The sequence below is a fragment of the Massilia violaceinigra genome (genome assembly GCF_002752675.1).
Lineage (GTDB): Bacteria > Pseudomonadota > Gammaproteobacteria > Burkholderiales > Burkholderiaceae_D > Telluria_A > Telluria_A violaceinigra.
This window is the reverse complement of the sequence record NZ_CP024608.1, coordinates 3,497,316-3,511,876: the sequence shown is the minus strand read 5'-3', so window position 1 is coordinate 3,511,876 and position 14,561 is coordinate 3,497,316. Positions and strand designations below refer to the sequence as shown.

The window sequence follows — 14,561 nt, the reverse complement described above, 5'->3', positions numbered from 1 at the left end:
TGCCCTTGATGCTTGATTCGGTCGTAGGAGAGCTTCATCCAACGGCCTTTGAATTGCTCCGAGCTCATGCCGTGGCCGTCGTCCGAAATTACCAAATTGAGCAGGCGCGCAGGAGGAATGGTGATGTCGGCCGACGAAGCACCGGCATCCCAAGCGTTCGCCCCCAACTCGTTCAACGCCACCTCAGGATCTTGGGCTATGCGACCTAGATTTCTCGAGGTAATCATCCTTGAACAGCGAGCCGAAACTTTGCTCGATTTTCTTGTCGCGTGGCGGCATCACATATCCTCTGTAAGCTTTACTATTCGAGCTCCGCCGGTTCCATTCGGCAAGGCGATTTCAACCGAATTCCATTCGAAGTGGCGAACAATCCCAGCACGCTTCGATTCATTCAAACGGGACATCGCCACCAGGCCCGTCTACAACCTCATCAAGGCGGGGAAAACGACGCGGCGCTGGCACGTCTCTGCATGCCTATCCAACAATAACCATAGCACGTGCGCAACATTGTGATACCCTAGCGCGGCCCTCACAGGAATGCCTACTAGGTTTGAATTATGAAAATTGTCCGGCTTTCGATCCAAAATTTTCGCGGAATCAAATTGGCCGAACTGCTCTTCGACGGGCACACTTTACTCGTGGGTTCCAACAATGTCGGAAAGAGCACTCTTTGCGAAGCCCTCGACCTCGTGCTTGGTCCTGATCGAGTCAATCGGTTTCCTCCCCTCGACGAATTCGACTTTTACAACGCTCAATATCTGGCCCCAGCCACAGAGGACGAAGATGCCGAGCGCGAGCCCATCCTGATTCGGATCGAGGCTGTCATGATCGAGCTAAGCGCCGAGATCGACGCAAAGTGTGGCGGCAACGTGGAATTTTGGCATGCGAAGGAGCAACGGCTGCTCGGGCCCGGCGAAGCGAAAGCTGCAAATCCGCCCGACGTCATCCCCTGCCTGCGGCTGGTAACCATCGGCAATTACAATCGAGATGACGACGAATTTGAGGCGAAGACTTTCTTCTCGCACAGCCCCGACGCGCCGGAAGGAGAGCTAACCAAAGTTCCAAAGCCGATCAAGCGCCTCTTCGGCTTCCTATACTTGCGCACCATGCGCACCGGATCGCGTGCGCTCAGCCTTGAGCGTGGCTCCCTGCTTGACATCATCCTGCGCGCGAAGGGCGTTCGGACGAGCCTGTGGGAAAAGACCATCGAGCGCCTTAGGGGACTAGACATCGAAGCCCACGCAGGCGAGATCGCGCCTATTCTGCGTTCAGTCGAGAAGCGGCTCTCCCGTTATATTTCGATGGAGGCGCCCGGCAACGCGACCAAGCTCCATGTCTCCGAGCTCACGCGCGAGCACCTGCGCAAGACCATGACATTCTTCCTTGCCCTCTCGGCCGACCAGAGCCACGTTCCTTTTCCCCACGCTGGAACCGGCACCATCAACACGTTGGTTCTCGCGCTGCTGTCGTTCATCGCGGACCTTAAACCTGAGACGGTGATTTTCGCCATGGAAGAACCTGAGATTGCCGTTCCCCCTCACACGCAACGCCGCATCGCCAACTACCTGTTGACAAAGACGACACAGGCCTTCGTCACCTCCCATTCGCCGTTCGTGATCGAAAAATTCGAGCCGTCGAAGACTCTCCTCTTGGCCAGAAACGGCGGGATCGTCACCGCACGCAAGGTTTCCGACGCAACCGGCCTCAAGGACAACGACTACAAGCGTTTTTCGCGCTCCGGCCTGTCCGAATGCATGCTCGGCCGAGCGGCCATCGTCGTCGAGGGCGTCACCGAACTGCATGCGATGCCGGTCGTCGCCCGTCGCATGGAAGAGAACGATCTCGCCCTGCAGCCGCTGGACATCGCGGGAGTGGCCTTCTTCGACGCGGATGGCGAGTCGAACATGCCAAAGTTTGGCAAATTCTTCAAGACATTGGGGCTGCGCACATTCGCCTTTTATGATCTCGACTACAAGAAGAAGCGCAAGCCCGAACAAGCGCAGGCGCTCGCGGAGAACTACGAGATCAACGTTGAGCATGCCTACAAAGGCTTTGAGGATCTCGTAATCGCGGAAGTTCCAGTCGCGCGGCTTTGGTTGTTCCTGCGCGGCTTGAAAGAAAGCGATGAGAACGGCAACGTGGGCATTCCGGACGAACGTCCCGCCGACGACGAAGTCAAGGCCATCGCCAAGGCCGCGCTTGGCGGGAACAAGGGCGCGGGTTGGTCCGCGCGCCTGTTCGAGGAGTGCGAATTCTACGAGTTGCCCGCCACAGTGACGGAATTCCTGTCCTCGGTCTTCGCCCTCTTCCCTTCGCCGCCAGCCATCGACGACGGCGGCGACGAACCCGATCTGTTCGCCTGACCATGAACGAGCCGTGCGCTATGCGAGACAGCGTATTGGCATGCGAAGGCCATGCGTTGGTGATCGGCGGTCCCGGAAGCGGCAAGACCACCATCGCGCTGCGCAAGGCGGTGAAGCGGATCAAGGAGGGCATGAGTCCGGGCCAGTCCGCCTTGTTCCTGAGCTTTTCCCGCGCCGCCGTGGCGCGCATCGCCGACGCAGCCAAACTTGAGGCCGGCAAGGATGAGCAGGACCTTCTTTCCATACAAACATTCCATTCGTTTTTCTGGGATATCCTCAAATCCAACGCCTATCTATTAGGCGCTCCCCGCAAGCTATCGATCCTCTTGCCCCACGACGAAAAAGCAATATCTGGCGGCATCGATGATGAGGACGAAGGTTGGGACGAATGGATGACAGAGCGAGAACGGCTATTCCGCGAGGATGGCCGCGTTGCTTTTGACTTGTTCGCCCCGAACGCTGCCGAGCTCCTCGTCACCAGCGAATATCTGCTTCGATCCATCGCTAGACGACATCCGATCGTCGTGGTCGACGAAGCGCAAGATACGGGCGATTTTGCGTGGCGCTGCGTCAAACTGCTGGCGCCTCATACGCAAATCATCTGCTTGGCCGATCTTGAGCAGCAAATTTTCGATTTTTTGCCGGGCGTGGGCCCGGAGCGAGTCGATGCTATTCGGGCCCAGCTCGACCCGCTTGAAGTGAATCTTGGAACCCAAAATCACCGTAGCCCCGACTCGGAAATTCTGGCCTTTGGCAACGACATCCTGGCGGGCACGGCGAGAGGCGCTGCATACAAAGGAATCTCATCGATACCTTACCGCCCTGAAAATCCGACGCCGAACTTCAACATTCTGCTGCGTCGTGCGTTGTCCGAATTGATCAATGCGATGAAGGCCAGTTCCGACAAGCCGATCGAAACGATCACAATACTCGTCGCCAACAACCGCAGCGCTTTGAAGATGTCCAACGCGCTGAATGCGTTGGGCGCCCATCCTGGCAAAGCGGTCAAGCACAAGTTGCTGTTCGACGAGGCGGAATCGCTGCTGTCCGCTCGATTTGCCGCCTTCCTCTTGGAACCGAAGGATAGCGCGCGTATCGAGGCCGATGTCGCGACTAGCATGGAATTGATCGCAGCGGCGAAGCGCGCCACTGGAAAGGCCAAAGCGGCAACGACTAAGCTATTGGAGCAGGCTACCAAGATTCGAAACGGTAAGGCTCTCGACATCAATATTGCCAATGCGATTCGAGAAGTGATCGCAGGCCTTCATCACGACGGCTTTTCCGGCGATCCGGCCCAAGACTGGCTGAAAGTAAAACGGGCTTTGAGAATTAGTAACCAAGCCGAACTGCTGAGCGTGGCCAATCAACTCGACTACCTGGTGGCATTCCAGCGGGGTCACAGAATCTCCGCCGGCCTCGCGGCAGAATGGCTTCGAAGCGGGACCTATTATCACGCTCGGTTAGCACTCGATCAAGCACTGGCGCAGGAGCAAATCCTCGATGGAGCAGAGGCGCAAACAGGGATTCAAGTAATGAATTTTCACAAGGCAAAAGGCAAGCAGTTCGACGGAGTGATTGTCGTGCGCGAGGCCCGGCGGACCAAGAATGGCGTCACCTCGTCCTTCATATGGCGCGGCGACGCTGCACCATACATAAAAAGTCGCCGAGTTCTGCGGGTTGGCATCACAAGAGCGCGCGCGCACATGGTGCTTCTCGACCCGATGTGGCCGGATTGTCCCTTGCTCAAGGGCCACAAGTTGTAGGGCCGAAATCCTCGGGCCGGCACGCGCAACTACGGAGCCCGGCGGGCCCTTTGCACCGATGATCTGGGCCAGACGCTTTTAGAAATCGCCATGCGGCCTGATGATTCGGTGGCACGTATATGATCGAAAACGCTGACCATGCGTCTGACTAACAGTCATAATGTAGCAAACGCACATGTCCAAATCTTGGCTTTGTCCAGTCGGCGCGCGCCAATGATTTCTAATCCATCCCAGATCTCGAGAGTTCCCAGCATGCCTAACGTTCAGTTGGACCGCCGCTTTATCGAATGGTCAGACGAAAGCCGTCCAGACGAGGATTTTTCAAGATGGATGGGACCGGGTCGGGGATCGCTAGGCTGGCCAGAACTTCTACCGCACAAGCGTGTCGTGATCCTGGCTGAAGGAGGCAGCGGGAAGTCGTCCGAGCTCAATGAACAACATCGGCAGTTGACCGCGGAGGGAAAGTTTAGTTTCTGTCTTTCGGTCAAAAAGGCCGGTCAGAACGGAGTTGAAAATGCGCTTACCAAGCCTCAGAAGAAGCGTTTTGAAGACTGGCGGCTATCAGACCAACATGCGTGGTTCTTCGTCGATTCGGTGGACGAAGCAAAGTTAGACGGGGTCAGCTTGCGCGATGCGCTAGAACATATTGCAGTGGCGATCGACGGCGCCGAGCTTCGCGCTCATGTGTTTATTTCGGGGCGGCATGCGGATTGGGAATTTCGGAAGGACCTTGAATCGTTGACGTCGCTAATTCCCGTTCCGAAAACGTCTGATACGTTAGGCGCCTTGGACCCGAACGAACTCGTCGTCAAAGCGATGAGGCGTGAAGCTAAGGAAAAAAAGCGAAACGAGGAACGCGCGCTCATCGCGCTGATGGCTCCACTTGATAGGTCCCAAGTCGAGAAATATGCGGACTCGAAAGGAATAAGCAATGTCCAGGAGTTCTTCAAAGGCTTGGACAAGGCGAAGTTGTGGAACTTCGCGCGACGGCCACTCGATTTGGACTGGCTAGTCAGGTTTTGGAAGAAGCGTGGAGCTTTTTCCAATCTCGAAAAAATGCTGGAACTCAATCTGAGCGAGCGTCTAAGGGAGAATGATCCGTCCAGAGCAAAGTCCCTCAGCGTCGATCACACCAGCGCGATGCAAGCGCTTGAACGATTAGGCGCCGCGTTGGTTCTAGAAAAACTTGTCGACATCGAAATTCCCGACAGCGGAAACCTGGACGCGGCACTGGCCGCGCTCCGGCTCACGGAAATTTTGCCAGACATCTCGCAGGAGCATCAAGCTCAGCTCGTCAACAGTCCCGTATTCGTGCCATCGGGCGTGGGCATGGCGCGACTCCATAACGACAATGAGGGCGTAGTGCGATCCTATCTCGCGGCTCGGTGGATAAACAGGATGCTCAGTCATAACTGCCCATGGAGCGCGGCTTACCCTTTGCTTTTTGCAAGCATCTACGGAGTTGATGTCGTTAAGCCATCCATGCGTGAAACCGCCGCTTGGCTCGCGCTATGGGACGATCGCGCGGCGCAGGAAATCATACGCCGAGAACCCATTTTGCTCATGGAGGCCGGCGACCCAGCGAGCTTATCCCTGCCTGTTCGAAAGAAAGCATTGACCGCAGTGGTGGCCGAAATGGCAGGGGCGAACGCGGACCAACGACTGAATCACGATGGACTGCGCCGCTTTGCTTGGAAGGACATGGAACCAACCATTCGAGAACTTTGGACAAGCCACGGCGCGAGCAACCCCGTTCGGCATTTGCTGCTCCAAATGATCGGCCTTAGCGAACTTGAAGGATTAGCCGATATTGCTGCGCAATCGGCAATGGATCCCAAGAACGACGAGCTGACGCTAGCCCTCGCAAGCCAATCACTCGCTGTCGTCGGCAATAGGGCGGCGAAACGGGAATATGTGGACTTCGTCACGGCTCAAGCGGCCAACCTGCCAACCTCGGTGGTTTGGTCTTGCATCGATGACTTTTCGTTCCACAGCATGTCGATTGATGATCTGCTCCATCTACTGCCGGATTTGCTCACGGACGAACCGGGCGGAGGCCAAGACTTGGAATATCATGGACCGAAAATCGCGTCTAGATTTGTGGTAGCGCAAGACGCGCTGCGACTGCTTGCACTCTTGATTAAGAAAATTCCAAAAAAACCGCATGATATTGCGCAAGATTCGTTTGACGAGATCTCCCCGACTCTTTCCACTCTGCTCCCACTAGCCCAGCGCATCCTGGACCTATCGGGGGAAGACGTTCCAACGAACGTGATCGACGTGTCGCTGCAGCTCTCGTATTACGAGACGATGTTTGGGTGGCACCGGCACGAGGCGAACGACCTCGCCCGAAGGCTGAGAGATACGCCCATACGCCGTCGGAAGACGCTGTGGAGGATGGTCGACATCTACCAAAACTTTCAATCCTCTCCATCGGTAGCCAACGAGCCGTGGCATCTACGCATGGCTGGATTTGACCCAGGGATACAGTCCACCGATATCGCATGGCTGATGGATGACGCGAAAATTCGAAGCAAGGGTTTGGATAGGGAGCTCGCTATTGGGTTAGCAATGCAGCATTGGCGAGGAGAGGGCAAGCCTGCTGACGTGTTGACGCAGCTTTTGACCACGGCGGGAACGGACGCTGCGCTCGTCGCAGTGATCAACAATTGGATAGACCCTCCCGCCCCTTCTGCCCAAATGCTAAAAATGGAGGCCGACCACAAAAAATATTTGGCCGAGCAAGGGAAGCGCGACGAGAAGCGGGATGCCTCCTGGGTGAAGTTTGCCAATGACATTAGATCAAACCCAAGCCAGCTTTTGGCGTTACGCGCGCCTGACGTTGAGGGAGTGGATGCCCGCCTCTATCACGTTTGGCAGCTTTTTCGAAATTTGTCCTACAACTCGACAAAACACTCGATGTCCGATGTTGGCTTGCTGACCCCCTTGTTCGGATCGGAGGCTGTCCCGTTCATTCGAGAAGCATTCATCGGCTACTGGCGTCTTGGCTCGCCGATCCTGCGCAGCGAGCGCCCAGCCGCCGAACGCAATCTGGGCAACGCAATGGAGATGATTGGACTAGTCGGAATCGCCGTCGAGGCCGCAAGCAATCCGGAATGGATATTCAAATTAAGCGAAGCTGAGGCAAGACGGGCTGCCACGTATGGCACCCTGGAACTCAACAGATTTCCAGTCTGGTTCAACAACCTTTGCGAACACGTGCCCGCGGTTTGCCTGGAGATACTTCGCCGGTATATCGGGCCGGAACTGGCTACCGAGAGCGGCGAGAACCGCGACGCGTTGGACAGAATTTCTGGGGCGGATGCCGCAGTCGTATCGCTCGTCGCCCCAGATATGTATTTACTTATTGAGTCCTCGGCTGACCTTCCAATCAAGATCTTGGAACCGGCGCTGCGAATCGCTCGCCGAGGCTTTATAGACAAAGCTAAGCTATGCGCGCTCGTGTTGGGGCGGGCACGCGATACTCTGGATCCCGTCCAGATCGACGCCTACTTGGCATGCGCCTTCGCCATCAATGGAGACTTGGCGGCGGATGCGCTATTCGAGGCGTCGCTGCACCTGCGTGCGGAGGAACGATCATCATTGGCGATGACGCTACTTCCTAAAATAATGGGCCTATCCTGGGCGACGGAACATGACTCCATACCGGAATTTTCGGCGGCGACCCTCGAGAAGCTTATCGTCTTAGGATTTGACCTCGTTCGCCCGGAAAACGATAACAAGAGAGCAAATGGAAAAGCCTATTCTCCAGATGAACGGGACGAAGCGGAGAGAGCGCGGGATAGGATGATTGGCAGACTTGGGGACACTCCAGGCGCAGCAACTTTCCGCGCGTTTAATAACTTAATAGCCTTGCCCCGGCCTCCGATATCTAAGGTTCGATTGGCCGAGATTGCGCTGCGGCGCGCCCGCGCCGACGCAGAAGGCGCGCCGTGGATCTCGTCGGACGTTTATTTGTTCGAGACCGATTTCCAGACTATCCCTCGATGCCCGGCTGACCTCCAACGAGTGGCGGCACAGCGATTGGATGATCTGCAACATCATTTGATACATGCAGATTTTGGCCAAGGCGCAGACGTGGCGCAGCTTCCCCACGAAGTCGAAGTCCAGCGATGGATGGCCGACGCGTTGCAACAACGTCAAGGCAGGAGCTTTTCGTTGGAACGAGAACCCCATGTTGCGGACGAAAAGGAGCCGGACATTCGTTTGACCGCTCGCGGCAGCGATGCGCGAATGCCCATAGAAATCAAGGTCGCTGAGAGCTGGAGCCTTAGGCAGCTTGAAGAGGCCTTAACGGTGCAACTCCAACAACGCTACCTTCGTGACCCCAATGCCCGGTGGGGCATCCTCCTGCTTGTGCATCAGACAGCCCGGACGTTGGGATGGGAAGATACGAAGGCGCGCGGCTTCCTGTCGTTCCCGCAAGTTGTCACGCATCTTCAGATCATGGCGCAATTGATAGCGGCCAGCGACAGCTCGGGACCTCAAATGCAGGTATGCGCAATCGATGTCTCCGCGGTGAATAAGCGTCAGTCAACCGCAGAGCAATGATCAGGCGCCCTTTGCAGGCCTTTACCAACCTATTCCAGATTGAGCGACGCCGCCGTGGCTCAAAGCCAGCTCAACATGCGCTTCGGAAACCTAATTTGGACGCTCTAAGCATCCCGTTGAAATAATAGGACAAACGCCACGTCCATTGGCGTAGGGCATAGGCCTACAACTTTGTAGGCGTGTTGCCGACAAATCACTACGGTTGTTCGATGTCTAATGAAGGGGCGCGGCGCATCTCCGCCCACCTCCCCGATAACGCCCAAACTTCGCGCGCCGGGGCGATGCGTCGCGGGAAGCGCTTGGGAGGCACACTGCCGTCCAAGCGCCGGAGAAGACAAACATGGACGACACATCGAATAGATTTCCCGCGAACGATTCAATCAACTTGGACAACCTTGCCACCGCGTGCGGGGACGCCGACATCCTGACTCGACGAGTCGCGGACCGACGCGCTCCTCTAAGGATCCCCCTAGTGAGCCAGCTGCCGGTGGCGGCGTTCTGCTGCGACACCCATGGCGCGGTGGTGAGCCACAACGAGGCCGCCGCCGAGCTGTGGGGCCGCGCCCCCGACCCATCGGAGCCTGGGCAATGGAGCGGCGCCCACGCCATGTTCGATCTCGATGGGACGCCCCTGGCTCGATCAAGCTATCCCGCGGCGAAGGCGGTCGCATGCGGCCAGGAGGTCGACGGCGTGGAGTCGTGGCTGGAACGCCCCGACGGGTCGCGTCGCCAAGTGGAGACCCATCCGAAGCTTGCCCGGGGCCCCGACGGCGCAATCGCCGGCGCGCTGTGCGTCCTCGTGGACAACACCGAGCGCCAGCGCTTGGCCGACGAGCTCCAACGAGCCGACGACGACCGCAACGCATTCCTTTCCCTCCTCGCCCACGAACTGCGCAACCCGCTCTCGCCGATTCTCAGCGCGGCTGGCGCCATGAAGCGAGTGTCGAGCGACGCCCAAATCGTCAAGATGGCAGACGTCGTCGAGCGTCAGGTCAAGCTACTTTCGCGATTCGTCGGGGATCTTCTGGACGCCTCAAACCTCGCCGAAAATGGAATCGCCTTGCGAGTGGCTCCTGTTTCCCTGTCGAAAGTGGTCGACACGGCGCTCGACGCCCTCTCCGCAAAAGCGCGAGCGCGCGGGCAGAAAGTCGAGGTGCACTTCGAGGCCCGCGAAAAGACGGTGCTTTGCGACCCGGAGCGGGTGTCGCAAGCGCTGGCAAACGTCCTGCTCAACGCCAGCGAGTTCACCGACGGCGGCGGGCGCATCGCCTTGCGCGTCAAGGTGGATGGCGGGCTGGTGGAGGCGGAGGTCGAGGACAGCGGCATCGGAATTCCCCCAGAGCAAATCGACAAAATCTTCAAGCCATATTCCCAGTTCGCCACCCACAAGGAACGCATGCGGTCCGGGGCGGGCTTAGGCCTGGCGATCGCCAAGGACATATGCGAAAAGCACGGCGGCCTGATCACCGCGACGAGCGAAGGCTTTGGTCAGGGGAGCCGTTTTCGGATCATCCTGCCCATCGTCCACGCCGAGCATTGATCGGGAGTCGCCCTCGGGTTAGGGCGGCGAGGCCACTGCGACAGTCGACGCGAGTCCGCTAGCCGACGGGTTCATGGGCGTCTCCGTTCGAACACCCGTCGATAGCGGACTGAAGCAACTATGGTCGACGGTATTCGTCCTTCGGCCGCGCCCCCATCGCGCGGCCAGCAACCGCCGCCCCAAGGCGGCCGTTGCAGGGCGATGCTGCGCCTCGTCGCGGCCTCGTCTCAATTCTGGCCTGAGGACCGCTCGTGCATACCGACCGAGCATCGGGCATAATGGCGGTTCGCGCCTGCCCGATCCCATCGGACGTGTTCGAGGTTAGCCTGCCGAATTCGACTTTGTCATGGCCGTGTCGAACGAAAACGCACCCTCAAATGACCGAAGACCACGACGACATCGCAGCCGTCCAGAACCTAAAATCCGTTCCGACTATCATACGCGTCATCTCTGACACCACGGGGATGCGCTGGGTCGGGATGGCCAGGGTGACGGGCGAAACCTGGACTCTATGCGCCGCCCACGACCGCTTGGACTTCGGACTTGCGCCTGGGAACGCCTTTCCGTCAAGGACACGCTTTGCGTCCGCGTGCGATGCGACGAGGCCCTCATCGTCATTGGCTGCGTGTCGGATCATCCCGTCTACCGCCACCATCACGTCCCCAAAATGTATGGCTTCGAAAGCTATTTCTCGCTGCCTGTGAGCCGAGCGGACGGAACGTTCTTCGGCACCCTTTGCGGCTTCGATCCAGACCGCGCCGCCATTTCGGACGCGAAAATCGTCGACATGCTCGGGCTGTTCGCGGAGCTGCTCTCCGGCCAGTTGGATGCCGACTCGCGAGGCGCGGAGAGCGCTCGACGCGTCGCGGGAAAATGTTGACCTGCGCGAGCAGTTCATCGCGGTGCCGGGACACGACATCCGCACGCCGCTCTCGTCCATCATGACGGGCGCCGAAATCGTGGCGGCCAGGTCGTCGGACGCGGCGACACAGGAAGTGGCCAAGCGCATCAAACGCAGCGCGCGACCGACGACCTGGGCCCGACCTTGACGCACGTGGTGGCGGAGCTCCAAGGGGCCTATCCGCGAAGCGACCTCTCGTGCGACATCTCCATCCAAGATCCGGTCGTCTGCGATACGGACCGCGTGGCCCAGCTGCTCTCGAACCTGGTCGTGAACGCGATCGTCCACGGCCGCGACGGGGCGGGGCGGGGCGGGGATCATGGTCAGGGCGTCCGGGTCGGGCGGGGGACTGCGCGTCTCCGTGGCGAACCATGGCGATCCCATCCCGGCCGAGACCGCGGCTCGCCTGTTCCAGCCCTTTCGCCGCGGCCAAGAAAACCGCGAGCCCGGGGGATTAGGCTTGGGCCTCTACATCGCTTGCGAAATCGCCAAGTCGCACGACGGGGAACTCCACGTCAAATCGGCCGGCGACCGCACGGTGTTCACATTGGTCCTTCCGCAACGCTGCGCGATCAATCGCGCCGAGCAGACCTAGCGCATAGGCATGCCCACTTCGCAGCCTGCCGGAATCTTTTCGCAACCGCGAACTTGGCGCTCGCCCGCTTACAACGCATCGAAGACAACGAGGCGGCGCGACGAAGGTTGCCCCCTGCTACAACTGGCCCCACGCCGCCGGATCGACGACGCCAATCGCCATGAAGCATGGGCGCGCGAACAGGAAACCTTGCATCAGATCGATTCCCGCGCTCGCCAGGTAATCGCGCTCGCCCATGCTTTCCACGCCCTCGGCAAGGACCACGATCCCGAGCCGGCCGCAGAGGGAAACGATGTTTTCGATGATCGCCTGTCGCGCCGAATCCGAATCGGCGCCGCGGACGATGTCCATGTCAATTTTGACCAAATCGGGCTGGAAATTCGCGAGAAGGCTCAACCCCGCGTAGCCGGCCCCGAAATCGTCGATCGCGGTCTTGATGCCGAGCTTCCGATACTCTCGAAATATCTCGACCAAGCGGGCCGGGTCCCGCAGCTTCTCCCCTTCGGTGACTTCGAAAATCACCTTTGACAAGGGGAAGCGGCACGCCTCGGCCGTCCGCAACGTGCGCTGGATGCAGGCGCTCGCGTTCTCCACCGCGTTGGGAATGAAATTGATGGAAAGCGATTCGGCCATGCCGAGCGCCGCGGCTCCTTGGATTGCCTTGCTGCGGCAATCCTGGTCGAACCGAAACCGATTGGACGCGTTCACTTGGCTAAGCACCGACCATGCCGACTCGCCATTGGGGCCCCGCGCGAGCGCCTCGTGCGCGAACACAACCCGAGCCTTCAGATCGATGATCGGTTGGTAGGCGAACTGAAATTCGATGGGCGGAGCGCTCCCGCATTTTCCGCAAGACGCCGTGGTGTCGGCGAGCAGTTCCTTTTGACTCATCCCCCGCCCTTCGCCCACGCACATTGAATTTCCTGATCGCAACAATAATTCTACTCCCCAAAATTGCGGAGCGCCGCCGATCTGTGGTCAATACCCGACGAATCAAGGATTATTTTTCCTGGGCGGGAAGCCTTAGGGCTACGCGCGACGAACGCTCATCGACTGGCGAAAAATCCGTTTTCGCGCCGTCGCCATCCCCGATACGGTTCCGTATAATTGGTTTTCAAAGGGGGATGCATGGAAAGCGAAATTCAACGCGCCGTGACGGCGAGAGACAAGAATGTCGCGCTAGGCGCAATGCCTGAGCTGGCGAAGGCGTTCGCGGATGAGCTAAACGCCATCGACCTGCTGGCCGCGAACCGTCCCGAGCGGATTCGCGATTTGCGGCGGCGCATGGACGTCGCGTGCGACGTCGGAGACTTGTCCATCAGGGAGTGGCGGACGCTCATCGAGAAGGTCGCCGCGGCCCGAGCGGAGGCGCCATTGGGACGAACTGGGCGTCCAACCGCCTGATGGCCGCCGATGGGCCAATCCGCGTTGGCAGGCCGAGGGCTTCCCGCGCTAAGCGGGCATGCAAGCCGACGCGGCAAACTGAGATTATGTTCCTTGGCGCACATACGCGGGATCCGGCAAGGCGCATCATTCCCGCTCAACCAAGGAGATCCAAATGAAAGCCCAGCCAAAAGACGCCATAGCCATGCTCGAAGCGGACCACGCGAAAGTCAAATCGCTGTTCGAACAGTTCGAGGGGCTCAGCGATCGCTCGAAAGCCAGCAAGAAGAAGGTCGCGGACCAGATCTGCTTAGAACTCAGCGTCCACGCGGAGGTCGAGGAGCAAGTGTTCTATCCCGCGGTTCGCGGGCCCGTGAAGGACGACGACCTCATGGACGAAGCGGTAGTGGAGCATGCCAGCGCCAAGGAGCTAATCGCCCAAATCATGGAAATGGATCCGGGCGAGGACCTCTACGACGCCAAGGTGAAAGTCCTCTCCGAGCAGATCGAACACCACGTCAAGGAAGAGGAAGAGGAGATGTTCCCGAAAGTCCGCAAGGGCAAAGTGGACCTGGTCGCCCTCGGCGCCGAGATGGAAGCGTTCAAGGCCAAGCTGGCGCCCGCTGCGAAATAAGGACAAATGCGAGCGAGGCCGCGAAAACGTCCGCCTCGCGGCCCCCGTGTCGGACCCAAGCAAAAGTTTGACGGTCCGACACGCGAGCGCGTTCTAACCGCGCTATGACGAGCGGTGGCGGCCCGTGTCGCGCCCAGAACGATTATCCATGCGGTATGTTGCCCAGCCCACATACAAGTCCCCCTTAGCGCCGCATGATGTTGATCCCAGCCAGGAGACAACATGAATATTCCCCCTACCGAAACCTTTGCCAAGCTCGTCGCGGACCCTAAAAAGGTCAAGGCGCTGTTCGACGAATTTGACCGCCTAGGTGGCCAATTAGCGGAGCGCAGGAATATTCCGGCGGGCCAAGGCCACGCAGAGCCTAACAACGAAAAAATGAGTCCGGGATGGGACGCGATGGCCTGCCTGCCCACCACTGCAAATTTAAATATCGCCCCCGCCGTCGAGATGCCAAGCGCTTTCGAACTCATCTGCCGCGTTGTTCAGATGGAGACTTCCAAAGACGCGGCTTCGGGCAATGACGCGATGGCGCGCGCTGACAACTGAGGGGCGACATCGGCGTCTCGCGCTATGGCTGTCTGTGACCGTGGCGCCTTCGCAGGGCCATCGTCAGCATGTCGATCCGCGAAGGAAAACGCGGTGACGTTGCGAGAGAAGCGCTGCGAACTAATCAAAGTGGCGCGCGCGATCGAGGAAGCCGGTTTGGCTAAGTCCTGCCGCTCGGCCATTCCATCTAGACGACCGATTGCTGCGAATCCGCGAGATTGCCGATAAAAAGAGCCAAGAGACAAGCGCAAATCTGGGATA

Annotated in this window: 11 protein-coding genes and 1 pseudogene; 10 read left to right on the top strand and 2 right to left on the bottom strand. The window is 58.8% G+C overall.

The features are described from left to right. Nucleotides 1-8: 8 nt before the first annotated feature. Nucleotides 9-227: pseudogene (locus tag CR152_RS35030) on the bottom strand (ATP-binding protein); the annotation flags it as partial. Between the two features lie 330 nt (nucleotides 228-557). Here CR152_RS35030 and CR152_RS15830 point away from each other — a divergent pair. The 7 genes from CR152_RS15830 (at nucleotide 558) to CR152_RS15805 (ending at nucleotide 11,734) form a co-directional block, all read left to right on the top strand. Continuing rightward, nucleotides 558-2,363: an ATP-dependent nuclease gene (locus CR152_RS15830; RefSeq protein ID WP_099875904.1), complete on the top strand. Its 1,806-nt coding sequence runs from the start codon at nucleotides 558-560 to the stop codon at nucleotides 2,361-2,363. 20 nt (nucleotides 2,364-2,383) lie between these two features. Next, the gene (locus CR152_RS15825) at nucleotides 2,384-4,126 is read left to right on the top strand and encodes a UvrD-helicase domain-containing protein (protein ID WP_229413416.1); all 1,743 of its coding nucleotides are present in this window, start codon (nucleotides 2,384-2,386) and stop codon (nucleotides 4,124-4,126) included. A gap of 213 nt (nucleotides 4,127-4,339) precedes the next feature. Beyond that, nucleotides 4,340-8,698, top strand: a complete 4,359-nt coding sequence (gene hyoA, locus CR152_RS15820) for an NACHT domain-containing antiphage protein HyoA (protein ID WP_157778519.1) — start codon at nucleotides 4,340-4,342, stop codon at nucleotides 8,696-8,698. Nucleotides 8,699-9,170: 472 nt separating this feature from the next. Then, the gene (locus CR152_RS15815; RefSeq protein ID WP_208640131.1) at nucleotides 9,171-10,238 is read left to right on the top strand and encodes a sensor histidine kinase; all 1,068 of its coding nucleotides are present in this window, start codon (nucleotides 9,171-9,173) and stop codon (nucleotides 10,236-10,238) included. A gap of 667 nt (nucleotides 10,239-10,905) precedes the next feature. Beyond that, complete coding sequence (locus tag CR152_RS32975) at nucleotides 10,906-11,118, top strand: hypothetical protein (protein WP_208640130.1); 213 nt, start codon at nucleotides 10,906-10,908, stop codon at nucleotides 11,116-11,118. Next, nucleotides 11,066-11,287: a histidine kinase dimerization/phospho-acceptor domain-containing protein gene (locus CR152_RS32970; protein ID WP_157778517.1), complete on the top strand. Its 222-nt coding sequence runs from the start codon at nucleotides 11,066-11,068 to the stop codon at nucleotides 11,285-11,287. The genes CR152_RS32975 and CR152_RS32970 overlap by 53 nt, the downstream gene beginning before the upstream one ends. Before the next feature lie 171 nt (nucleotides 11,288-11,458). Continuing rightward, the gene (locus CR152_RS15805) at nucleotides 11,459-11,734 is read left to right on the top strand and encodes a sensor histidine kinase (RefSeq protein WP_099875895.1); all 276 of its coding nucleotides are present in this window, start codon (nucleotides 11,459-11,461) and stop codon (nucleotides 11,732-11,734) included. 117 nt (nucleotides 11,735-11,851) lie between these two features. Here the strand turns inward: CR152_RS15805 and CR152_RS15800 are convergent, their stop codons facing one another. Then, complete coding sequence (locus tag CR152_RS15800; protein ID WP_229413415.1) at nucleotides 11,852-12,649, bottom strand: EAL domain-containing protein; 798 nt, start codon at nucleotides 12,647-12,649, stop codon at nucleotides 11,852-11,854. Nucleotides 12,650-12,862: 213 nt separating this feature from the next. Between CR152_RS15800 and CR152_RS15795 the strand changes: the two genes are divergently transcribed. From CR152_RS15795 to CR152_RS15785, 3 genes are all read left to right on the top strand, one after another. Next, nucleotides 12,863-13,138 carry a hypothetical protein gene (locus CR152_RS15795; RefSeq protein ID WP_099875893.1) on the top strand — a complete coding sequence of 92 codons (276 nt, stop codon included), beginning with the start codon at nucleotides 12,863-12,865 and terminating at the stop codon, nucleotides 13,136-13,138. 154 nt (nucleotides 13,139-13,292) lie between these two features. Continuing rightward, nucleotides 13,293-13,751 (top strand): hemerythrin domain-containing protein, encoded by a 459-nt coding sequence (locus CR152_RS15790; RefSeq protein WP_099875891.1) that lies wholly within the window; start codon nucleotides 13,293-13,295, stop codon nucleotides 13,749-13,751. Between the two features lie 222 nt (nucleotides 13,752-13,973). Further along, complete coding sequence (locus tag CR152_RS15785; protein ID WP_099875889.1) at nucleotides 13,974-14,300, top strand: hypothetical protein; 327 nt, start codon at nucleotides 13,974-13,976, stop codon at nucleotides 14,298-14,300. The last annotated feature ends 261 nt before the right edge of the window (nucleotides 14,301-14,561 follow it).

Bases quoted from the DNA above. Each gene is read 5' to 3' on its own strand.
- CR152_RS15785 (WP_099875889.1), top strand. From the start codon at position 13,974: ATGAATATTCCCCCTACCGAAACCTTTGCCAAGCTCGTCGCGGACCCT.
- CR152_RS15825 (WP_229413416.1), top strand. From the start codon at position 2,384: ATGCGAGACAGCGTATTGGCATGCGAAGGCCATGCGTTGGTGATCGGC.
- CR152_RS15790 (WP_099875891.1), top strand. From the start codon at position 13,293: ATGAAAGCCCAGCCAAAAGACGCCATAGCCATGCTCGAAGCGGACCAC.
- CR152_RS32970 (WP_157778517.1), top strand. From the start codon at position 11,066: ATGCCGACTCGCGAGGCGCGGAGAGCGCTCGACGCGTCGCGGGAAAAT.
- CR152_RS15795 (WP_099875893.1), top strand. From the start codon at position 12,863: ATGGAAAGCGAAATTCAACGCGCCGTGACGGCGAGAGACAAGAATGTC.
- hyoA (WP_157778519.1), top strand. From the start codon at position 4,340: ATGATTTCTAATCCATCCCAGATCTCGAGAGTTCCCAGCATGCCTAAC.
- CR152_RS15805 (WP_099875895.1), top strand. From the start codon at position 11,459: ATGGTCAGGGCGTCCGGGTCGGGCGGGGGACTGCGCGTCTCCGTGGCG.
- CR152_RS15830 (WP_099875904.1), top strand. From the start codon at position 558: ATGAAAATTGTCCGGCTTTCGATCCAAAATTTTCGCGGAATCAAATTG.
- CR152_RS32975 (WP_208640130.1), top strand. From the start codon at position 10,906: ATGTATGGCTTCGAAAGCTATTTCTCGCTGCCTGTGAGCCGAGCGGAC.
- CR152_RS15800 (WP_229413415.1), bottom strand. From the start codon at position 12,649: ATGTGCGTGGGCGAAGGGCGGGGGATGAGTCAAAAGGAACTGCTCGCC.